The following is a 21,252-nucleotide window of genomic DNA, read 5'->3' as shown; positions in this document are numbered from 1 at the left end:
TAATTGTGGGGAAGTGTGATATGTCTGGAACAGATACCCTCCTTCAGATGAAAAATATCACCAAAACATTCGGTCCGGTGAAGGCGCTGACTGATGTCAATCTTGATGTCAAGCGCGGCGAGATACATGCTGTCTGCGGAGAAAACGGTGCCGGGAAATCGACCCTTATGAATGTGCTGTCAGGCGTATATCCTCACGGTACTTATTCGGGCGACATCATTTTTGACGGACAGGCCTGCGAGTTCAGGAATATCAAGGCATCTGAAGAACTTGGGATAGTAATAATACATCAGGAGCTTGCATTAAGCCCGTTCCTGTCGATTGCAGAAAATATCTTTATGGGCAATGAACAGGGTTCTCGCGGTGTGGTCGACTGGAATGCGACACGTTCGCGTGCGCAGGCCCTGCTTAGCCGCGTTGGGCTTGATGAAGACCCTTCACGGCTGATAATGGATATCGGCGTTGGCAAGCAGCAGCTGGTAGAGATCGCTAAAGCACTGTCCAAAGATGTCAAGCTCCTGATCCTTGACGAACCGACTGCGGCGCTTAATGATGAGGACTCGGCGCACCTTCTTCAGCTTATGCGGGAACTGCGCGATGACCATGGCGTAACGAGCATCATTATTACACATAAGCTTAATGAGATCGCTGCGATTGCCGATAATGTCACCGTTATCCGTGATGGGTCCACGGTGGGCAGCATGCATGTAACCGCTGATAATCCTCTCGACCAGGATGAGCTGATCAGGCTTATGGTGGGCCGTCCGCTGCACAACCTGTATCCCAGGCATGAGCCGCATATTGGCCAGGAAGTGCTGGCTGTGAAAGACTGGACAGTCCATCATGCGCTTGATACCGGCCGCATTGTTGTAGACCATGCCAATATTAGCGTCCGTAAAGGTGAGATTGTTGGGCTTGCAGGGCTTATGGGTGCGGGGAGGACTGAGTTTGCCATGAGCGTATTCGGCCATTCCTATGGCTCGGGGATATCCGGGGAAGTGTTTATCCACGGCAGGCCGGTAACGATGAAAACTCCGGAAAGCGCTATCAGTGCGGGGCTGGCATATGCTACGGAAGACAGGAAAGCCTATGGGCTTAACCTTCTTCAGAACATACGCGAGAATGCATCGCTGGCGTCCCTGCGCGAACTGTCAAAATTCGGTGTGATCGACTCCAATGTGGAACGCAAGGAAGTAGAACATTACAGAGGTGCTTTCAATATCAAATCAACAAGTATTGAAGTTCCTGTATCAACGCTTTCCGGCGGAAACCAGCAGAAAGTCGTCCTGTCGAAATGGGTCCTTTCAGATCCGGATATCCTTATACTGGATGAACCGACACGCGGCATAGATGTTGGTGCTAAATTTGAAATATATGAGATCATTGAAGGCCTTGCTGATTCAGGGAAGGCGATCATATTCATTTCTTCAGAGCTTCCTGAGCTTATTGGCGTGTGCGACAGGATATACACGGTAAGCCAGGGAGTGGTCACTGCAAATATTGAGAGGAAAGATTTCTCTCAGGAATACCTTATGAAATTTATGACAAAAGAAAAGGAAAGGAAAGGGGTTTCCCAATGAGCTCCGCAAATGTCAGTGTGGAAAAGAAGGGCAATACATCGCAGCCCGATAGGGGAGGCCGGAAGCATCCGCAGAGAAGGCAGGAGTCGCTTGTAGCATCGATTACAGGCAATCTGCGCCAGTACGGTATTGTCGGCGCCCTTGTTGTTATTGTCATTGCCTTCCAGATCCTTACGGGAGGCGTACTCCTCAAGCCTAACTCGTTCGTATCCCTTATCCAGCAGAATGCTTATGTGATCATACTTGCTATCGGCATGGTGATGGTTATTATTGCCACGCAGATCGATCTGAGCGTGGGGTCGCTTGTTGCCTTTATCGGCGGGGTGTGTGCCATCCTGATGCAGCATATGGGTATGAACTGGATCCTCGCGATTATCATAAGCCTTCTCGTGGGACTGGTAATCGGTGTCTGGCAGGGGTTCTGGATAGCCTTCGTGGGGATCCCGGGATTCATCACGACGCTGGCCGGCATGCTCATGTTCCGCGGCCTGGCAACGGTGATCGTTGGCGAGTCTGTGCCTATTACATCAGACTCTTTCCGTGGGATCGCACGGAACTATCTGCCGAATATCCTCGGGTTCTGGGGCGGGTTCGATGGGCTTACTATCGTCCTGGGGATCCTGTGCTTCGCCCTGTTCGTGTGGAGCCAGCTGCGCAACCGTAAGAAAGTTATCAAAGTGGGGCTTATCCCTGAAGCGATGAGCCTGACGGTCATCAAAATCGTCGTCGCTGCCCTGGTGATAGGGTTCGTAACATATCTGCTGGCATCCTCGGGCAACAGCACTGAAGGCGGGACGCCGATCATGCTTGTTATCGTTGCTGTCCTTGTAGTGGTATACCAGTTCATCCTGAGTAGGACGGTTTTCGGCCGGCATGTCTATGCCCGGGGCGGGAACCGCAGGGCTGCGGAACTGTCCGGTGTCAACACCAAGATGGTTGATTTTATCCTGTATATCCATATGGGCTTCCTTTCTGCCGTAGCCGCTATTGCGATGCTGTCCCGCCTGGCGTCTGCTACTGCGCAGGCAGGTATGGAATTTGAGATGGATGCTATTGCGGCATGCTTCATCGGCGGTACGGCTGTTACCGGCGGTATCGGCACTATACCCGGTGCCGTGATTGGTGCGCTGGTTATGGGTGTTATCAACCAGGGCCTGTCGATCATGGGTGTTGATACGGCTATTGTAAAAACGATCAAAGGCCTTGTCCTGCTCCTCGCAGTTGCCTTCGATCTGCTGAGCAAGAGGAAGAAGGCATAAACAGATAACAGATAAAATATAAAGGCTCTCCTTGAATAAGATTCCGCAATAGGCACAGGTGCACTTCCTTCTGCAGGATGTGCCTGTGCAGGGGCTGCTGTCGGCTGACAGCAGCCCTTTTTTGATGAGAGGGAGCGGCGGAAAAGGGTGTTGCCCGTGCGTGGGGGGGGGGGTCGGGCCATCGATCGCTGGTGGTAAAACACGCAGATACAAAAAATAAAATGTGGAAAACCGCCGAAAATAATTTTGTATCTGCGTGTTTTACCACCAGACTGGGAAATGCAGCAAAAAATGGCTGCGGAAAACTGCCGGCACTGGGCGAGGTATGGATGTGATTCTCGAAAAATGCTAATGGGCCAGATGGCTGGAAACAGCTGTACTCACAGTGCCAAGCGATTTTGCAGGGTCACGCTGTGTAACAACAGTCGGATAGGGGGCTTCGCTGGGATATGTAATAAGCAGCGTCCCGGAAGAAACCTCTATAGAAGACTTGGTATCGCCGACAAATTCGTTACGGGATCCGAAATCGTTGATGCTCTTCACAGTTGCATGGTCCAGCCCGTATTTCAGGCCGGTTACAGATACATCTGTGCATACATCGCTGTATGCGAAAATAGAAACCATCCTGCGCGGAGCCACATAACCGTGAGGGAATTCCATCCTGGCATCGCATATTGCTGTTACTATCGTATGGTCGCCATGGAGGAAAGCGATACCGCCGGACTGTGCAATCAGCGCAAGTATGGTCATGCTGGAGATCGTATGGTCGATCTGCCTGCCGAGTGCCCCGTAAATATCAAACTGGTGCAGGCCTTTATCCCATGCATATTTTACCGCTGCTGAGAGGTCTGTATCATCTTTCTGCGACGGCAGGGTAATAATATCTGTATCTTCTGCCAGTGACCCCGCTGCCGCCGGATTTGCCAGGGAATCATTATCGCCGATAAGGGCATGAGGGGTGGCCCCTGCCGCCAGCGCATAATCAAGCCCTCCGTCTGCAGCTATAACATACGAAGTTTTGTCGAGATAAGGTATTTCCTCGTAGTATTCGCCTGCTGCGAAAATCGCACAGCGCGTGAACACCGGGGAAGATATCCCGCGGTATCCGTGCGGACCACCTGCAGTGGACGGAGAACCGGTCAGTTGTGCCATATATTCAGTATAAAAGGCTTTCAGTATATTCATATGATCATGATCTGCTGCCGATACTGTACAGTTATACCATGCGCACAATTACTTCGGTATTCTTTGATATTGACGGGACTCTGACAAGCTTTGCAACGAATGATGTCCCGCGGTCTGCCCGTGATGCAGTTGAGATATGCAGGCAGAAGGGTATCAAAACAGCGCTTGCAACAGGGCGTTCGCCTCAGGAGCTCCAGGCAGTACAGCGTACGCTTGATATGGATTTTGACGGCTGTGTCTGCATGACAGGCCAGATAGCATACGACGGGAAAGGCACTTACAGGGATGAATATCTGAAACACGAAGAAATAGAGCTGTTCATCGGCTATCTCCAGGACCATCCTAATATCAGCGTGCATTTTTCTGAAAAGGATTACGGATATTTTAACCGTATCGGTGCTGAGGTTACGAAACTGTACAAGGATCTTGGGGGGACCGTCGATAAGGCGGTAATTGATGATCCGATGCGTGCCCTGGATCACAATATTTACCAGTTCAGCATGTTTGTGCCGCTTGATGTCGAAAAGGAGCTGGATACGATGTTTACCCATATCCGTCCTGTCCGGTGGCATCCTGATTTTGCTGATTTTATCCCTGCGGATGGCGGCAAAGATAAGGGGATACAGGCCATGCTTGACGCATGGGGCCTCGGCCGGGAAGGCTGCGTCGTATTTGGGGATGGCGGCAATGATATTGATATGCTTGACTATGCAGGTATCGGCGTAGCAATGGGGAATGCGCATTCCTCTGTTAAATCGCATGCCGATTATGTCACCCAGAGTGTCGATGATGACGGGGTGTACAAGGCACTTAAACATTTCGGCATAGTGTAGGCTGTCTTTGCCCAGGTTTCGCAGGGTTTTGCCTGTGTGCTATACCTGTATGGTATTATTTTGTGGTAAGTAGGATTCAGGTCCCATTGACGGCTATGCGGGCAGTTTCGCCCACCCCGTCTGAGACGACGGGGATACATAAAAACGGAAATGAGCAGTAATAGGGTGCCGGGATATTCCCGCACAGGATTCCAGGAGGTGTGTGATGGCCGAGATACAGAGCGCTCAGGATCTGGCAGGCAATGCAGAGTTAGGCAGCAGTGGCCAGACTGATATGCTGCAGCCGGATACGCATAGTATGCGGGAGGCATGGCGGAGCGATAAAAAGGACCCTTCCCGCACGCTTGTTGAACTGCAGCACGTGGAAAAACATTACGGCTCACTGCATGTCCTGAAAGATATCAATCTTAAAGTCACCAAAGGCGAGGTGCTTGTGGTCCTCGGCCCGTCAGGCTCCGGTAAATCTACTATGTGCCGTACCATTAACAGGCTTGAAACTGTTGATTCCGGTTCCATCCTTATTGACGGTGAGCCGCTTCCGCAGGAGGGTAAGGCCCTCGCTGACCTGCGTGCTGAAGTCGGTATGGTTTTCCAGCAGTTCAACCTGTTTGCGAATAAGAACATCCTTGATAATGTAACGCTCGCCCCTATCAAAGTGCGCCATATGAAGAAAGGTGAAGCGCAGGATGAGGCGATGGAGCTTCTGGCGCGTGTAGGTGTTGATTCGCAGGCCGGTAAAATGCCTTCTCAGCTGTCCGGCGGGCAGCAGCAGCGCGTAGCTATCGCCCGTGCCCTTGCCATGCATCCGAAAGTCATGCTGTTCGATGAGCCGACTTCAGCGCTTGACCCTGAAATGGTCAATGAAGTCCTGGATGTTATGGTAAGCCTTGCTTCTGAAGGGATGACCATGATCTGCGTTACCCATGAGATGGGTTTTGCCCGTAAAGCTGCAGACCGTATTATTTTTATGGCTGATGGGAAGATCCTCGAATCCGGGACCCCCGACCAGTTCTTCGGCAACCCTCAGACAGCCCGTGCACAAGACTTTCTGTCTAAGATCCTTGAGCATTAAGCAGGAAGAAGGTAGTTTTATGATGTGTGGAAATACGGTTGTCCCCGGTGCCGGTGCCTGTGCCGGGCACAGTATGCGCCGCAGCCCGGGGTACGGTAGCAGGGCCGGCAGCGGCAGTACCCGCCGCAGGCGGATCGCAGCACAGATTGCGGCACTGTTTATTGCCATGGCAAGCATAGTATCCCTGGCTGCGTGCGGCAGCACGTCCAGCAGCAGCCATGTGATAAAGATCGGTATCAAGTTCGACCAGCCTGGGGTTGGATACAAGAAAAGGGATTCATACTCCGGTTTTGATGTTGAGGTAGGCCGCTATATCGCGCACAAGCTTGGATATAAGGATTACGAGATCGTATGGGTTGAAGCGCCTTCAAAACAGCGCGAGACTATGCTCCAGAACGGTGATGTCGATATGATCATAGCATCTTATTCCATTACTTCTGACCGTAAAAAGACTATTGATTTCGCCGGCCCGTATCTGGTTGCCGGGCAGGACCTCCTTGTCCGCAAAGACAACACATCTATCCGTGGCCCTCAGGACCTTAACGGGAAACGTCTGTGTTCTGTGACCGGTTCAACATCTGCAACTGTGATCAAAAAACGCTACGCGAGCAAAGTCCAGCTTATGGAACAGCCAAGCTATGCCGAATGCGCTACAGCCCTGTTTTCAGGTATCGTAGATGCAGTCACAACAGATGACATTATCCTCGCCGGGCTGGCTTCCAATGCCCGGGGAAGACTGAAACTGGTCGGGAAGCCCTTTACCCAGGAATACTACGGCATCGGTATACAGAAGAATAAGAACTCCAAAGTTTTCGCGCAAAAGATAGATGCTGCGGTCAATGATATGGTCAAAACCGGTACATGGATGCGGGCAATCAAAAATTCCACTGCAGGTTCAGGATATTCACCGGACCCTCAGTATAACCCGCCGGTCGCCAGGGAAGGTGAATAGCAGATGAGGGATTTTTTCACAGGATTTGTCCAGCTTTTCCAGGAATATAATATCCCTGCGGCGTTCTGGGTCAATATCCAGATCACGCTATGGTCAGCGCTTTTCTCAATGGTTGCTGGAGTGATACTCGTTATGATGCGTATCAGCCCAATATCGTCATTGAGGGGGCTGTCTGCGGCATACACTGAATTCTTCAAAAATATGCCGCTCACTATCATTATGGTGTTCATGGTCCTGGGTTTCTTCGGCCAGCTAAAGCTGAAGTTTTCTGATAACTTTACTGTCAACTTCTTCTGGCTTGCTGTCGTCGGGCTGAGCGCGTATACGGCTGCATTCGTCTCAGAGTCGTTAAGGAGCGGTATCAATACCGTCCCTCTGGGGCAGGCTGAAGCATCCCGTGCTTTGGGGCTCACTTTTATGCAGTCTGCGTCTTCGGTCATCCTTCCGCAGGCCCTGCGCGGATCAGTAGCGCCTCTGGGCAATACGCTTATTGCCCTCCTCAAGAATTCAACGGTTGCGGCAGCGGCATCAGTGACAACAGAGACATCATCATTAATGAGTGAAATGCTTGAGTTCCATCCCAGCCGGATACTCCAGATATTCCTTGTTTTCGCTGTCGGATACCTTATCCTTATCATTCCGATAGGCCTGGTTACAACATACCTGTCCAACAGATTGGCGGTGCGCCGATGAACAATTCCCAGAATTCCCGCGATACGTCATCGCAGCTCCTTTTTGATGCCCCGGGGCCTAAGGGGCGCCGCAGGATCCGCGTTATCAATGCTATTGGTGCGGTACTCATAGCAGCCCTTATTGTGTTCGTCCTTATGAGGCTCCACAATCCTCCTGACGGGGAAAACCAGCTTAGCTGGGAACTGTGGAAGCCTGCACTGGACGGTGAGGCATGGGCCGATTTCTACCTGCCCGGGCTTGTGCAGACGCTGAGCGCATCAGCGGTAGCAATTATAGGGTCTGTGGTTTTCGGCCTTATCTTTGGGGTAGGCAGGCTTATCCCTAATATGCTTGTACGCGCAGTATCAGGGATCGTAGTTGAGTTCTGCCGGGCCGTGCCTGTCCTCCTGATGATGATTTTCATGTGGCGCTGGTTCGCAGCTGCTAATATCCCATCATCAAGCTACTGGGCTGTGACGCTTTCTCTGGTGCTGTATAACGGCTCCGTTGTTGCTGAGCTTGTACGTTCCGGCGTCGGCAGCCTTCCGGGAGGACAGCGCGAAGCGGCCCTGGCGCTGGGGCTTACCAGGACGCGATCCCTTATGACTATCGAAGTCCCGCAGGCGTTATATGCAATGCTCCCTGCGGCGATTACCCAGCTTGTTGTTGTCCTTAAGGATACGGCATTGGGTTCTATCATCCTGTATACGGACCTGCTCCAGCAGTCCAGGCGGCTGGGTTCTATGTATTTCAATATCCTCCAGGCATTGACTATCGCTGCGGTCCTGTATTTCATCATGTGCTTCATTGTTTCCAGGATCTCCGAGTGGCTGCCTGCGCATATTGCAAGCCGTACATCGGGCTCAACGATCCCTGACCCTACGGCGCCTATTGCTATCAATGACCCTTCTAACGTCGTGCGCGTTAAAGTTGCGCGTACGCCGCGCCCGTTTGGCGGTGCACAGCCGGAGCTTCCGGACAGCTATGGTGCTTCAGGCGTCACTCCGCACGGCTGGCGGGGCGATTACCGCGGTTATCTCCATGATGATGAGGAGCAGTACCTCCATGGGCGCGGGCGCTACGGCGACCCTTCGTCTGTGGAAAAGCTGGCTGATATGATCACTCAGGAGATCCGCGTACATACCCCGAAGAAAAAGAGGCCGGTAAGCAAAAAGAGGCCGTCCCGGAAACATCGCTGGCTTCGCAGTTCCATGCGCCGGGTAGATGAATCCCGTTATATCGGGCCTTTGCCTGAGCAGGGCGCCGTCCCGAATGATACGCAAGGTACCAAAGATGGGGATGCTGAGAATACTGGCGGTATTAAAGGCACTGCAGGCACACATAGTCCGGATGGCACCAATACTCCAGGAACGGGCGGCGAGTAAAGCAAATATTCTGTATATGCATATATGTCAAGGGGTATGGTAATCTGTTTAAGGCTTGAGAAATCAAGAAAGTGGATCTCCCACCTGGAAGCTTTCCGCAGCTTCGGGTAAGGCTTATGCCTTGTGGCAGTAATATGCCATATATGTTGCGTGGATCGCAGCAGTTTGCGTATGTCCGGGTGATTCATACGGAACAATATGAAATGGAGTCATCATCAGCGAACAGCGTATAAATGATGAGATTCGTGCTTCTGAAGTGCGTCTCATTGGACCGCAGGGTGAACAGGTCGGTATTGTTAAAACAACGATAGCGCTCAATCTTGCCCGCGAAGCAAACCTTGACCTTGTCGAGGTTTCTCCGCATGCCAAACCGCCGGTAGCAAAGCTTATTGATTACGGCAAATTCAAGTATAACGAGAAGATCAAGGCCCGTGAGGCCCGCCGCAACCAGAGCACAGCTGAGGTAAAAGAAACACGTTTCCGTCTGAAAATTGATGATCATGATTTCGAAGTGAAAAAAAACCAGGTCGCTCGCTTCCTTGAGGGGGGCGATAAGGTCAAAGTCAGTATTATGCTGCGCGGACGCGAGCAGTCGCGCCCTGTTGGCGGTATTGAACTGATGCAGCGTCTTGCGGGCGAGGTAGAGGAATCAGGCACAGTTGAATCTGCTCCCCGCCGTGATGGACGGAATATCATTATGGTGCTTGCGCCTAAAGGTAAGAAAGTCCATAAGCAGTCTGAACAGCGCCGCCGCGGTGCCGGTTTGCGTGAAGAACGCCAGGCCCGTCAGCAGGCCCGTCTGACTGCTAAAAAGGAGGCTCAGAAGGCTGCGGCTGAAGAAGCCCATAAAACCCTTGAGTCTTTGGGCATCGAACCGGTACAGGTACATGCTTCCTCATCCGGCAGGGCAGCATCAGGCGGCAGCAAGCCGCGTGGGACTGGCAGGGCTAGGGCTTCCAGGGAAGGCAGATCCACAGCAGGTTCTTCGAAAACTGCCGGGGAAAACGCTTCCAGGAAGACAGCTTCGAAATCATCTGCAACAGCAAAAGCTTCTGCGAAGAAGACCTCTTCCCGCACTGCAGTGAAGGCAGCGAAGAAGGCATCACCTAAGGAGGGCAATAATGCCAAAGATGAAAAGTAATTCCGCGCTTTCCAAACGTGTCCGCAGGACGCGCACAGGCAAGCTCGTGCATAATGGCAGCGCTATGCGCCATAATCTGGAAAACAAGTCTGCCCGCAGACGCCGCCGTATGTCTGATAATAAGGTACTTGCCAAGGCGCAGACCAAGAAACTCAGCGCCATGCTCAACCGGTAGCGGGCAGCTGCAAGGGCTTAAACAGGCATAACAGGGAAAATATAATAATCTAGACGTCAGGAAAGACGAGGAAATAATTATGGCACGTGTAAAACGCGCAGTGAATGCACATAAGAAGCGTCGTACAGTACTTGAACGTGCGTCCGGCTATCGCGGCCAGCGCTCACGCCTTTACCGCAAGGCTAAGGAACAGCTCCTGCACTCCTTTAACTACAACTTCCGTGACCGCAAGGCGCGCAAAGGGGATTTCCGCAAACTGTGGATCACCCGTATCAATGTAGCTGTCCGTGCGGAAGGAATGACATATAACCGTTTTATCCAGGGGCTTCACCTGGCAGGCATTGAGCTTGACCGCCGTGCCCTGGCCGATATAGCTGTCAATGACTACGATACTTTTGCAGCTATTGTCAAAGAGGCTAAAAAGGCACTTCCGAAAGATGTCAATGCTCCGGTAAAGTAGGACGTCTCGGTAATTTTAGATGATCAATGGGGGAACAGCACTTATGCTGTTCCCCCATTTTCATATGCGGCAGCATCCATTCCCCGTGAAATAGGTCCTTTTTTATTTCTGGTATTCGTTCCTGGTGGTAAAACACGCAGATACAAAAAATGTTTTGCTGGTTTCCCGCAGTTTTCATTTTTTGTATCTGCGTGTTTTAACACCGGAGGGTGTACGCAGTACGGCCATCATTGGTTAAAAATAGGGTGGGGGATGATTAGCCAGCTGTTCCTTTCATAAAAACTTACACAAATATTTGTGCAGATTTATCATAATCGAGCTGATTCAGGAGTACCATAGAAGGTACTACCATAGGGAGTACTACCATAGGAAGTACAGTATGCTAGAGCCGGCAGGCTTAGTGGCATGAAAGTCTCATTGAATGGCGGCATGCCCCAATGGTGGTTCGCCTTCAAAAATAGAAAGGAAACCGATGAGTGATCCGGTTCAGTCAGATAATAAACACGTTGTTGTAGCTTTGGGCGAGCTCTTGTGGGATATGCTTCCCAGCGGCAAGCGGGCAGGCGGCGCCCCTACTAATTTTTGTTACCATGCGATGAAAAACGGTGCCGATGGGTACGCTGTAAGTGCGCTTGGTGAGGATTCCCTTGGCGACGAACTCGAAGGCGAGATCAAAAAGGCCGGGATCAAGCATGTTATCAAGCGTAACGCATACCCGACAGGTACTGTGGAAGTCCATCTCAACGAGGGGATCCCGACGTATGACATCGTTAAAGATGTTGCCTGGGACCATATCCCCTTCACTAAGGACATGGTCGATCTGATCAGGCGGGCTGACGCAGTGTGCTATGGCACGCTGGCATGCCGCGGGCAGGAGTCCCATGATACTATTATGCGTCTTCTTGACTGTGTGAGGCCAGGTACGATGAAGTATTTTGACATTAATCTCCGCGGGGATTTCTATTCAAAGATACTTATTGAAGAGCAGCTTGAATCTGCAACGGTTTTTAAGATCAACGACGAAGAGATCTCGCAGCTGCAGACGATGTTCAGCATTCCCGGGACGGTTGAGGAAGTTGCGAAATGGTTCCTCAAGGAGTATGGCCTGGATTATGTTATCCTCACTGCAGGAGGCGAATATTCCCAGGTATTTGCGGCTGACGGGAGGGAATCAAAAGTTGCGACCCCTCATGTGGAAGTCGCTGATACCGTTGGTGCAGGGGATTCCTTCTCCGGAGTGTTCTGTATTGAGATACTCAAAGGTACCCCGCTTCATGAAGCGCATAAGCGTGCTGTTAATGTGGCTGCTTTTGTCTGCACTAAAGCCGGCGCATGGCCAGAATACCCGGAGGAGTTACCTGATTACGTCGTTGAGCAGGGGCTTGAGTAGCCATCGCGCCAAAAAGTTCCAGAAACAGTAATAGTATACTTTTTTAGAGGAAGGTTTCTTATGACAGAAACGCAGAAAAGAACAACTGCAGCAGTAGTTATCCCTATTTTTATCACGTTCTTTACTATGGGGTTCGTGGATTTTGTGGGGACTGCCGCAAACCAGCTGAAAGATGACCTTGGGCTGTCAGCAGGCCAGGTGAGCCTGTTCACAACTATGGTGTTCTTCTGGTTCTTCATTTTTGCTATTCCCAGCAGCTATTGCATGAACCGTTATGGACGGCGCACTACGGTACTTCTTTCCGTTGCAGTTACTATTGCTGCCTGTATTTTCCCCATTATCGCGTATGCTATCCCGGAGGTCTCTTCAGCGGTCAAGCTGATACTGATGGTTATTTCCTTTATCCTTCTGGGGATCGGGAACGCTATCATGCAGGTTTCCCTCAACCCGCTGATCGCAAACCTGGTTTCTCCAGACAGGTATTCCAGTACGCTTACATCAGGCCAGTTCGTCAAGGCGATCGCATCCTTCTCAGCACCGCTGATTGCATCATGGCTCGGCAGTGCCCTCCATATGTGGTGGCTGACATATGTCCTGTTCCTGGTAATCTCCGTTGTTGCTTATCTTTCATTGCTGGCGGATAAGGTTGAGGAGAAAAAAACAGATGCGCCGAATATGTCGTTCGGGAAAGTCCTGGGGCTTCTTAAAGACAAGATCATCCTCCTATGCTTCATTGGTATTATGTGCCATGTCGGTATGGACGCCGGCGTCAACACCTATGCTCCACGGTTCCTGATCGGTACGCACGCAGGTATGGGAGCAAACCAGGCAGCGTACACAACGAGCCTGTATTTTGTTTTCCGTACCATCGGCCTTGCAGCGGGGATGTATGCTCTGACAAAGCTGTCCAACAGGATCTCTATCATAATCTGCTCCAGTATTGTCGGGCTTTCTGTAGTGGCATTCATTGCATATACGGTTATCCCGGGTGCAGGTGACTGGATCCTCTGGGCAGCTCTTGCGCTGATTGGGTTCGGCAATTCCAATATGTTCGCGATAATGTATTCGATCGCAGGGCTCCATATGCCGGAACGCCAGAATGAGATATCGGGACTTATGATCATGGGCCTGATTGGCGGTGCGATCCTTCCTCCAATCATGGGCGGCGTCTCTGACGCTATAGGAGGGCAGCTTGGTTCTGCGCTTGTCCTTATAGTCCCGGCATGCTACTTCATTTTCCTGGCGTGCAGGCCAAAGCTGCTGTTAGCACAGGGAAAGGCAGCTGCTTAGCCACAGTGGGATAGCCGGGGCAGGCTTGCTGAGTGCTTATACAGAGTTTATAAGTTATAGGCTGCTTGTTGGCAGTATAAGTTAAAAACCGCATTGCAGGACGGTTTCTGTCCCCGCAGGATTAGCTGCTGGGGCAGCCTGTCGCCTGCATGCAGTTTTTGTATGTTTTGGCACAATACGGCATACAATATAACTATTATGACTGCAGGCATCACTACGGATATGGATTTCCCGGAAGGTTTCGCGGGTACAGCCGGACTGTTCCTTGGATATATCTCTATTGAGCGTGGCCTTGCAGCGGCCACCGTCAAGGCTTATGAGTCTGATCTCAGGCGTTACACGGTATGGCTGGGGGAGGAGGGGATACTGTCTCCGCAGAAAATATCGGAGAAGAATGTTGAACAGTTTGTCGCACAGCTTTCGCAGGAGGGGGAATCCCAGCGTTCAATAGCACGCCGGCTGGCTTCCATCCATGAATATCACCGGTACCTGGTATCCAGAGGTGAGGTGCCGGCCGATGTGTCTCAGGGGATCAGGCCTCCCAAAGCAGCATCATCGCTGCCGGACGTCCTCACTGTTGATGAAGTCGCACGTATGCTTGAGAAAACGGCAAATGACAGGGATACGGATCCTGTTGTCCTGCGTGACAGGGCACTCCTGGAATTCCTCTATGCTACGGGTGCGCGTGTTTCTGAGGCCGTCGGTGCCGATATCACTGACCTTGACCTTGAATCACGGTATGTAAGGCTGACAGGGAAAGGCTCCAAGCAGCGTATAGTCCCTGTAGGGTCATTTGCCTGCAGGGCTTTGCAGCGGTACCTTGACGGCCCGAGGGCGCAGCTGCAGGCGAAAGCGAAGAAAAAACAGGAGATGCGCGCAATATTCCTCAATAAACGGGGCGCACGCCTGTCACGACAGTCTGTGTGGGAAATAGTCCAGTCCGCTGCACAGCGTGCCCATATTACTAAGGAAGTCCACCCGCATACGCTCAGGCATTCGTGTGCTACGCATCTTATCCAGGGCGGGGCTGATGTCCGTACTGTACAGGAGCTTCTAGGCCATGCCTCTGTCACGACAACCCAGCTGTATACGCATATATCCCCCCAGGCCCTTATTGAAAGCTATATCAGCGCCCATCCCCGCGCACGGTAGTGTATGAATAATGGCCAATCCCCACAGCTGCATATAAGCCCGGATTCCGTTAACTGCAGCTGTATCCATATAAAAAATGGGGCAATAAGCCGTTAAGCTTATTACCCCATCATGTCAGGTTACCTGTGCCCTTCCTGAAGCTGTCCTGCCTGTTTTACTTCTCCCAACCTATGTTCTCTACGAGAGTGGTCTGGTATCCGGCAGGGCCGTAATTAGCCAGGCCCTTGCTGTAAACACCCATAACAGGGCCATTAGCATACGGGAACTGCCCATAGAGCGCCAGCGCCTTCTTTTCGGCCTTGTTTGCCTGCTTGATCTGGTCGGAGACTTTATCAAGTGATGTAGTCTTCTTGAGTTCTTCATCGACTGACTTCTCGCCTACGAAGGAGTAATTGGACTCAGAATCAGACCCGAAAAGCTGGTATCCGCTGTTGAAGCCATCGGGGGTTGTGCTTGACCAGCCTATTTCCACGATATCCCAGCTTCCGCTGGTAATAGTTTTGGAGAAGTCGGAAGAAGGCTTGTTGTCAATGGACACTTTCAGCCCTGATGCTTTTGCCATTTTCTGGACAGCAAGGCCAAGGGCCTTTGTTTTAGGATCATCGCCAAAAGTAGTGTAGCTGAATGCAAGAGCCTTTCCATCCTTAGCATAATAGCCGTCGGATCCCAGCTTATAGCCGGCCTTTTCGAGTGTTGCCTTAGCGTTCTTCACATTGAATGCAGATTCCTTCGGCATATTGTCCTCGTAGCCTGCCTGGTTCTGATACACAAGCTCTGACCCGGGGACAGTCTCATCCCAGTCCACACCGGAGAATGCAATCTTCGCAAGCTCCTTGCGGTTGATGCTCTGGACGAATGCTTTACGCACCGCTATATCCTTCAGGGTAGCGTTCTTCGTATTGATTTCGAAAACGCGCACCCGGGAAGCCCAGCCGCGGCGGATCGTCGCCCCTGCAACACTTTTCACAGTACGGATATCATCTGCAGAACTCAGCCCTGCCGCGTTGATTTCCCCATTTTTGAAGGCATTGATCTCAGCTTGGTCGGAGAGCACCTTGTAGGTGACTGTCGTCATCTTCGGTTTATCTCCCCACCACTTCGGGTTTGGAGTGAAAGTTATCTGCGAATCACTTCTGGATTTAATAATGTAGGGGCCGGCGCCGAAATCGGTGTCATGAGGGTTGTTTACCCAGCCGTTTGTATACGTCGCTACATTTGCAGCCTTCGGGTGGAGGATATCAATGAATGAATAGGCAGGATAGTAGGGGGTCTTCATGGTGATTACGGCCTGCTTTGCCGAGGTGCCCTGCTTGACGCTTTCCACCTGTTCCCAGCCCGTTGTAGATGCAGGTGTATAATCCTGGTTCTGCCCGCTCTGCACGGTGTAATATGCCTGGACGGCAGTCCAGTCGATATCAGTGCCGTCGTTCCACTTTGCCTTAGGGTTGAAGTTCAGCGTGATGGTCTGTTTTCCGTTGACTGTTGCCACGTTGTAATCGGTAAGGTAATTCTTGTTCGGGGTTACTTTTGAGCCATCCGCATTGTATATCCACAGCTTAGGCATGTAGTAGCTCCACATAGTCTGCATATATGAGGTATTCCCGTTAACGCTCAGATTGTTCCAGTCCGGACCAAGCTCAACAGTGGAGTAGGTGATTGTCCCATTATCTTTAAGCTGGTCGCGGGATTTGGGATTATTATAGACACCTGTTTTATCTGGCATTGGGAGCTTGCCGGAATAGGTGACCGGTATACCTGATGCAGGCTGGGTCTTGTATTGCCCGGAATTAGTGCCGCCTGAATTCCCGCACGCAGCCAGAGCAAGTATGGCGGCCGTTGATGCTGCAACAGCACCGCATTTGACGAGTACAGATGTTTTCCTCATTGCCCGTTCCTTCCATTATGTATAACATTTATGCATACGTATTACTACGGATAAGCGTATCGTTATCCTTTAGTCAACGTCGCAGTAGTTGGTATTCTATATATAAGAACGAATTTGTAAATATCAAAATATAGATTTCGGTTATTTTCTTGTATAAAAATCAGATAAATATTAATCTATTTTGTATATAAATCGATATTATTTCTGAGATTTTCGCATATGATCTGTGTGACCTGGGCGGGACAGAGCAAACCGTACATTGCTTTAATAGATTGGAAAATAAGGGGAAAACGGTTTCTGAAGAGATGATATGGATGACGATAGCTGATCAATGAATAATTTTAAGGATGTTATAAATTGTACTTATAAAGAGTTATAGTATTTGCACGAAATATAATTCCATATTTTGAGACAATGTATAAAGCAGTATGCCGAAACGGATTGAGATTGATACTCTGATCCCCCCCCCCCCCCCAACCAGTGGAAAATGCCCGGGACTGAAGCTTGACAGAAGAGGAAATAAAAAGGCGGGCAGCAAACTTGCTGCCCGCCTTAAGCCGGAACAGTCTTATAGCAAAACTGTCCTTTAGCTTATGGGAAGTTACTTCATCCAGCCCACATCTTCACGGAGGACTGTCAGGTAACGTGCAGGGCCTACGTTAGCAAGCCCTTTCTTATACACACCCATGGTCGGGCCGCTCCATATGGGGAGCTGCCCGTACAGTGCAAGAGCCTTTTTCTCAGCTTTATTGAAGGCACTGAGCTGCTTGCTTGGATCGCTAATAGTAGGCACCTCTTCAAAAGCTGAGTCGATAGAAGCATTACCGGCATGGGAAACATTGCTTTCCGACTGGCTCCCATAAATCTGCTTGCCTCCCACGTACCCGTAAGGGCTTCCCGACTGCCAACTCATGGCTATGATTTCCCAGTTGCCGCTGTTGAGTACAGTGGAAAACTCTGAAGAGCCTTTGATATCAATATTCAGCTTGATACCCGCATTCTTCATCATCTTCTGAACAGCCAGGGCAATTGCTTTTGTTGTCGCAGAATCAGAGAAATCGGTATACGTAATGGACAGGTCTTTACCGTTCTTCTGATAATACCCATTGGATCCCATTGTGTATCCGGCACCTTCAAGTGTTTTCTTAGCGTTTGCAGTGCTGAAACCGGAATCTTTAGGCATATTGTTTTCGTAGCCCTTTCGGTAAGGAGCTACAAGCAGGGACCCCGGAGTGTTTTCAGTCCAGTCAAGCCCGGCATAAACGATCTTCACGAGCTGGCTGCGGTCCAGCGCCTGGTTGAATGCCTTGCGTACAGCGATATCCTTAAGGCTGTCTTTTGTGGTATTCAGCTGGTATGCAGCTGTAGAAGATCCAAAACCTCTGCGGATCTGTGCATCTTTGATAGTGTGGACTGTAGCAAGCTTATCCTTAGACCCTACACTGGCGGCATCGATCTCGCCGTTTTTGAATGCATTGATCTCAGCCTGGTTTTCCAGTATCTTGTAAGTCACTGTTGTCAGCTTAGGTTTGTTGCCCCACCACTTTGGATTGGGCTTAAAAACTACCTGGGAATCAGAACGCGAATCGACAATGTAAGGCCCTGCACCCCACTCGTTATGAGGGTTATCGATCCAGCCCTTGGTGAAAGTATCCACACTTGCAGCCTTCGGGTGGTAGATGTCAACAAAAGTATTAGCCGGGTAATATGGCTTAGCCATCGTGATCACGGCCTGTTTCGCAGATGTGCCCTGCTTGACGCTCTCTACCTGATCCCATCCATCTGTGCTTGATGGAGTGTAGCCGTTCTCTGTGCGTACCTTCCACGCAGCCTCAACTGCAGTCCAGTCGATATCAGTGCCGTCATTCCATTTTGCTTTAGGGCTGAACGTTATGGTGATGGTCTGTTTGCCATCTACGGTCTTTTCATCGTATGAGGTGATATAGTTCGAGTTTGGCGTCAGCTTTGAACCATCGGCATTCGATATCCACAGCTCGGGCATGTAGTAGCGCCACAGAGTATTTATATCTACCGTATTGCCGTTGACACTGAAATAGTTCCAGTCCGGTCCCGCCGAGGAAAGGGAAAAAGTTGCTGAACCGCCGTCCTTCAGTTTCTCACGGGGCTGCGGATTGTTGTAGATACCATTGGCTTCAGGCATAGGGAGCTTGCCTGTGTAAGTGCTTGGAGTCCCGTCAGCAGGCTGAGTTGCATACGAACCGGTACCTGAATTGCTGTTCCCGCATGCAGCCAGAGCAGCAATCATAACTACAGAAGTAGCAACAGCACCTATCCGTGAGATTATTAAATTTTTCTTCATATAATTCATTCCTTCTAGAAAATGATATTACGTCTGAGACATGGCGCAAAAACAGATGGGACTGCAATTGCTGCATGAGACTTGACCTCTTAAGTATACATAATTAATGCAACAACATGGAATACAGGATATATTAAAAAATATAATTATTCGGTATGAAAATTATAAGGATCATTATAAGATCGTTGATATCCTTAGGTTTTCCGTTCCCCGCCTGCACGGGTCAATCAGTTAAATTTATAACGATATGATGGATAAATGTATAACAAGTATTTATAAGACAGGGCTGGCGCATCCCCTGCCCGGGGATGCGCCAGCTTCTGCAGATATTTGATGAATCGAGCCTGCCCTGCTGTGGGGACTACGCCTCTGTATGCTTTTGTGCCAGCCCCAGAGTACTGCTGAAAGATTCAACTTTACGGAGGTTGCCGTCCTCGAAAACATACCGTTCGCGGCTGCGTTCAATAACAGGGTCCGGGATAGGGATGGCCGACAGGAGGGCTTTGGTATACGGATGCTGAGGGTTGCTGAATACATCCTCTGTTTCGCCCTGTTCAACGATCACACCATGGTACATAACAGCAACCCTGTCCGAGATGTGGCGGATGACTGCCAGGTCATGGGCAACGAAAAGGTAAGCGATCTTCAGCTGTGCCTGCAGATCCTCAAGAAGGTTGATAACACCTGCTTGGATGGATACATCAAGCGAGGCAATCGGTTCATCAAGCAGCAACAGCTTTGGGTTTGTTGCCAGGGCACGGGCAATAGCGATGCGCTGGCGCTGCCCGCCGGAGAACTGGGTAGGGAACCGGTCCACATAATCAGGGTTGATCCCTACCATAGTCATCAGCTTGCCGATACGGCTGTTGATATCCTTCTTATTCCAGTGCTGCGCATTAAGCGGTTCTGCAAGGACATCGTATACAGTCATACGTGAGTCAAGCGAACTCAGCGGATCCTGGAAAATTACCTGCACCTCTTTACGAAGGTCTTTGCGTTCTTTGCGCTTAAGGGTAGAAATATCCTTGCCCATAATAGTTATAGAGCCCTCTTCAGGCTTCTTCAGCTCTACGATCTGGGTAAGCGTGGTAGATTTTCCCGATCCTGATTCGCCGACAAGCGCAAGGGTCTCGCCCTCATGGATGTCAAAAGTGGAGTGGTCAACTGCGGCGAGTTTGCCGATGACCCGTCCGAAAGACCCTCCGCTGGTAATAGGGAACGTCTTGGTAAGGTCTTTGACAGACAGGACTACAGGGCGTTCGTTGCGCGGGACATCTGCCCATTTCGCCGGAAGGTCTTCGGGCGCGGGGAACACCTCTTTATATGTAAGATGCTCATTATGGATCTTTTCGATCTTGTGGCATGAAACGAGGTGTCCGGTACCCTCCTCGGCAAGCCTGAGTTCAGGCTCGGTCTGATGGCACTCTTCTGTTGCCAGCGGGCAGCGGGGGGAGAAGGGGCATCCCGCAGGTATGGCTACAAGTGAAGGAGGGTTCCCGTTAATAGGTACAAGACGCTGGCTGGCCGGCATATGCGGTTTGGGGACCGCGCCCAGAAGGCCCATGGTGTATGGCATCGTAGGGTTGGCGAAAATCTTGTCAACGCTTGCACGTTCAACAGCCTTGCCTGCATACATAACGAGGATATCATCTGCAGTGCCGGCAACAACACCAAGATCATGGGTTATAAGGACAACTGCTGCATTGGTTTCACGCTGCGCAACAGCAAGCAGGTCCAGCACCTGCGCCTGGATGGTCACATCAAGGGCTGTAGTAGGTTCATCGGCAATGATCACATCGGGGTTATTAGCAATAGCGATAGCAATCATAACGCGCTGGCGCATACCCCCTGAAAATTCATGCGGGAACGACAGCATGCGTTTCTCCTGGTCATCAATGCCGACAAGCCCGAGGAGTTCTATACAGCGGTCATGCACGGCTTCCTTCGGCATGTCAGGATGATGGATGAGCAAAGCTTCTGCAAGCTGGTCGCCAATAGAAAACATAGGGCTCAGTGCGCTCAGGGGATCCTGGAATATCATGGAAATACGTTCGCCGCGGATCTCCGACATCTCCTGGTCAGTCCTGCCGACCAGCTCTTCCCCGTCAAGCGTTATGGATCCGCTGATGCTGGCATTTTCATCCAGAAGGCCTATAAGGGAAAGGGCTGTGACAGACTTTCCTGAACCGGATTCACCTACGATGCCAAGCGTGCGTCCGCGCCATAAGTCAAAATTAAGTCCCCGTACGGCCCTTACAGCCCCAGCTTCGGAAGCAAAGGATACATTGAGATCGCGTATCTGCATAACAGGGTCACCCTGGGGCGCACCTTTAGGGCCTTCAGCCTCGCGGTACTCGTATTCGAGGGTATCATCGCGGACTATTTCGATCTCATCCGTTTTGCGGAACCCTTCATTGTCAGTCTCCGCATCGATTCCTGAGGGATCCGGATTTATCTCAGTTGCATGTGTCATTGGTATTCACTCCTAAGCCTTAATTACT

At 50.8% G+C, this 21,252-nt stretch carries 16 protein-coding genes and 1 pseudogene; 13 read left to right on the top strand and 4 right to left on the bottom strand.

Features of this window, described 5'->3' with window-relative positions:
• Positions 1-20 precede the first annotated feature (20 nt).
• Positions 21-1,580 carry a sugar ABC transporter ATP-binding protein gene (locus ABKA16_RS03780; RefSeq protein WP_007147137.1) on the top strand — a complete coding sequence of 520 codons (1,560 nt, stop codon included), beginning with the start codon at positions 21-23 and terminating at the stop codon, positions 1,578-1,580.
• Positions 1,577-2,839, top strand: a complete 1,263-nt coding sequence (mmsB, locus tag ABKA16_RS03775; RefSeq protein WP_380998562.1) for a multiple monosaccharide ABC transporter permease — start codon at positions 1,577-1,579, stop codon at positions 2,837-2,839. The genes ABKA16_RS03780 and mmsB overlap by 4 nt, the downstream gene beginning before the upstream one ends.
• A gap of 348 nt (positions 2,840-3,187) precedes the next feature.
• Here mmsB and ABKA16_RS03770 read toward each other — a convergent pair whose 3' ends face one another.
• On the bottom strand, positions 3,188-3,991 hold the full coding sequence (locus ABKA16_RS03770) for a thiamine diphosphokinase (RefSeq protein WP_380998565.1): 804 nt from the start codon (positions 3,989-3,991) through the stop codon (positions 3,188-3,190).
• 71 nt (positions 3,992-4,062) lie between these two features.
• On the opposite strand from ABKA16_RS03770, the gene ABKA16_RS03765 reads away from it, so the two are divergent.
• From ABKA16_RS03765 to xerD, 11 genes and pseudogenes are all read left to right on the top strand, one after another.
• Entirely contained in the window at positions 4,063-4,857 is a 795-nt protein-coding gene (locus tag ABKA16_RS03765; protein ID WP_380998568.1) for a Cof-type HAD-IIB family hydrolase, read from the top strand.
• 298 nt (positions 4,858-5,155) lie between these two features.
• Positions 5,156-5,929, top strand: a complete 774-nt coding sequence (locus tag ABKA16_RS03760) for an amino acid ABC transporter ATP-binding protein (RefSeq protein WP_381000110.1) — start codon at positions 5,156-5,158, stop codon at positions 5,927-5,929.
• A 166-nt stretch (positions 5,930-6,095) separates the two neighbouring features.
• Complete coding sequence (locus tag ABKA16_RS03755) at positions 6,096-6,881, top strand: glutamate ABC transporter substrate-binding protein (protein ID WP_381000112.1); 786 nt, start codon at positions 6,096-6,098, stop codon at positions 6,879-6,881.
• 3 nt (positions 6,882-6,884) lie between these two features.
• Entirely contained in the window at positions 6,885-7,574 is a 690-nt protein-coding gene (locus ABKA16_RS03750; RefSeq protein ID WP_380998571.1) for an amino acid ABC transporter permease, read from the top strand.
• The gene (locus ABKA16_RS03745) at positions 7,571-8,938 is read left to right on the top strand and encodes an amino acid ABC transporter permease (protein WP_380998574.1); all 1,368 of its coding nucleotides are present in this window, start codon (positions 7,571-7,573) and stop codon (positions 8,936-8,938) included. Before ABKA16_RS03750 ends, ABKA16_RS03745 begins: the two co-directional genes overlap by 4 nt.
• Before the next feature lie 211 nt (positions 8,939-9,149).
• Positions 9,150-9,800 (top strand): annotated as a pseudogene (infC, locus tag ABKA16_RS03740) (translation initiation factor IF-3); the annotation flags it as partial.
• 259 nt (positions 9,801-10,059) lie between these two features.
• A complete protein-coding gene (locus ABKA16_RS03735; RefSeq protein ID WP_007147146.1) occupies positions 10,060-10,254 on the top strand; it encodes a large ribosomal subunit protein bL35 in 195 nt (64 codons plus the stop codon).
• 79 nt (positions 10,255-10,333) lie between these two features.
• The gene (rplT, locus tag ABKA16_RS03730) at positions 10,334-10,714 is read left to right on the top strand and encodes a 50S ribosomal protein L20 (RefSeq protein ID WP_380998577.1); all 381 of its coding nucleotides are present in this window, start codon (positions 10,334-10,336) and stop codon (positions 10,712-10,714) included.
• 472 nt (positions 10,715-11,186) lie between these two features.
• Positions 11,187-12,104: a carbohydrate kinase family protein gene (locus ABKA16_RS03725; RefSeq protein ID WP_380998580.1), complete on the top strand. Its 918-nt coding sequence runs from the start codon at positions 11,187-11,189 to the stop codon at positions 12,102-12,104.
• Positions 12,105-12,164: 60 nt separating this feature from the next.
• Positions 12,165-13,394 carry an MFS transporter gene (locus tag ABKA16_RS03720; RefSeq protein WP_380998583.1) on the top strand — a complete coding sequence of 410 codons (1,230 nt, stop codon included), beginning with the start codon at positions 12,165-12,167 and terminating at the stop codon, positions 13,392-13,394.
• 198 nt (positions 13,395-13,592) lie between these two features.
• Positions 13,593-14,546, top strand: a complete 954-nt coding sequence (xerD, locus tag ABKA16_RS03715; RefSeq protein ID WP_381000114.1) for a site-specific tyrosine recombinase XerD — start codon at positions 13,593-13,595, stop codon at positions 14,544-14,546.
• A gap of 154 nt (positions 14,547-14,700) precedes the next feature.
• Here xerD and ABKA16_RS03710 read toward each other — a convergent pair whose 3' ends face one another.
• From ABKA16_RS03710 to ABKA16_RS03700, 3 genes are all read right to left on the bottom strand, one after another.
• Complete coding sequence (locus ABKA16_RS03710; RefSeq protein ID WP_380998585.1) at positions 14,701-16,431, bottom strand: ABC transporter family substrate-binding protein; 1,731 nt, start codon at positions 16,429-16,431, stop codon at positions 14,701-14,703.
• Between the two features lie 601 nt (positions 16,432-17,032).
• A complete protein-coding gene (locus ABKA16_RS03705; protein WP_380998588.1) occupies positions 17,033-18,751 on the bottom strand; it encodes an ABC transporter family substrate-binding protein in 1,719 nt (572 codons plus the stop codon).
• A gap of 361 nt (positions 18,752-19,112) precedes the next feature.
• Positions 19,113-21,224 (bottom strand): dipeptide ABC transporter ATP-binding protein, encoded by a 2,112-nt coding sequence (locus ABKA16_RS03700; protein ID WP_380998590.1) that lies wholly within the window; start codon positions 21,222-21,224, stop codon positions 19,113-19,115.
• Positions 21,225-21,252 lie beyond the last annotated feature (28 nt).

It is taken from the genome of Scardovia wiggsiae, from assembly GCF_051045985.1.
GTDB lineage: Bacteria > Actinomycetota > Actinomycetes > Actinomycetales > Bifidobacteriaceae > Scardovia > Scardovia wiggsiae.
Note: the sequence above shows the minus strand (reverse complement) of the source record. Positions and strands in the feature narration are given on the sequence as shown.

Bases quoted from the DNA above. Each gene is read 5' to 3' on its own strand.
- ABKA16_RS03780 (WP_007147137.1), top strand. From the start codon at position 21: ATGTCTGGAACAGATACCCTCCTTCAGATGAAAAATATCACCAAAACA.
- mmsB (WP_380998562.1), top strand. From the start codon at position 1,577: ATGAGCTCCGCAAATGTCAGTGTGGAAAAGAAGGGCAATACATCGCAG.
- ABKA16_RS03770 (WP_380998565.1), bottom strand. From the start codon at position 3,991: ATGGCACAACTGACCGGTTCTCCGTCCACTGCAGGTGGTCCGCACGGA.
- ABKA16_RS03765 (WP_380998568.1), top strand. From the start codon at position 4,063: ATGCGCACAATTACTTCGGTATTCTTTGATATTGACGGGACTCTGACA.
- ABKA16_RS03760 (WP_381000110.1), top strand. From the start codon at position 5,156: ATGCGGGAGGCATGGCGGAGCGATAAAAAGGACCCTTCCCGCACGCTT.
- ABKA16_RS03755 (WP_381000112.1), top strand. From the start codon at position 6,096: ATGGCAAGCATAGTATCCCTGGCTGCGTGCGGCAGCACGTCCAGCAGC.
- ABKA16_RS03750 (WP_380998571.1), top strand. From the start codon at position 6,885: ATGAGGGATTTTTTCACAGGATTTGTCCAGCTTTTCCAGGAATATAAT.
- ABKA16_RS03745 (WP_380998574.1), top strand. From the start codon at position 7,571: ATGAACAATTCCCAGAATTCCCGCGATACGTCATCGCAGCTCCTTTTT.
- ABKA16_RS03735 (WP_007147146.1), top strand. From the start codon at position 10,060: ATGCCAAAGATGAAAAGTAATTCCGCGCTTTCCAAACGTGTCCGCAGG.
- rplT (WP_380998577.1), top strand. From the start codon at position 10,334: ATGGCACGTGTAAAACGCGCAGTGAATGCACATAAGAAGCGTCGTACA.
- ABKA16_RS03725 (WP_380998580.1), top strand. From the start codon at position 11,187: ATGAGTGATCCGGTTCAGTCAGATAATAAACACGTTGTTGTAGCTTTG.
- ABKA16_RS03720 (WP_380998583.1), top strand. From the start codon at position 12,165: ATGACAGAAACGCAGAAAAGAACAACTGCAGCAGTAGTTATCCCTATT.
- xerD (WP_381000114.1), top strand. From the start codon at position 13,593: ATGACTGCAGGCATCACTACGGATATGGATTTCCCGGAAGGTTTCGCG.
- ABKA16_RS03710 (WP_380998585.1), bottom strand. From the start codon at position 16,431: ATGAGGAAAACATCTGTACTCGTCAAATGCGGTGCTGTTGCAGCATCA.
- ABKA16_RS03705 (WP_380998588.1), bottom strand. From the start codon at position 18,751: ATGAAGAAAAATTTAATAATCTCACGGATAGGTGCTGTTGCTACTTCT.
- ABKA16_RS03700 (WP_380998590.1), bottom strand. From the start codon at position 21,224: ATGACACATGCAACTGAGATAAATCCGGATCCCTCAGGAATCGATGCG.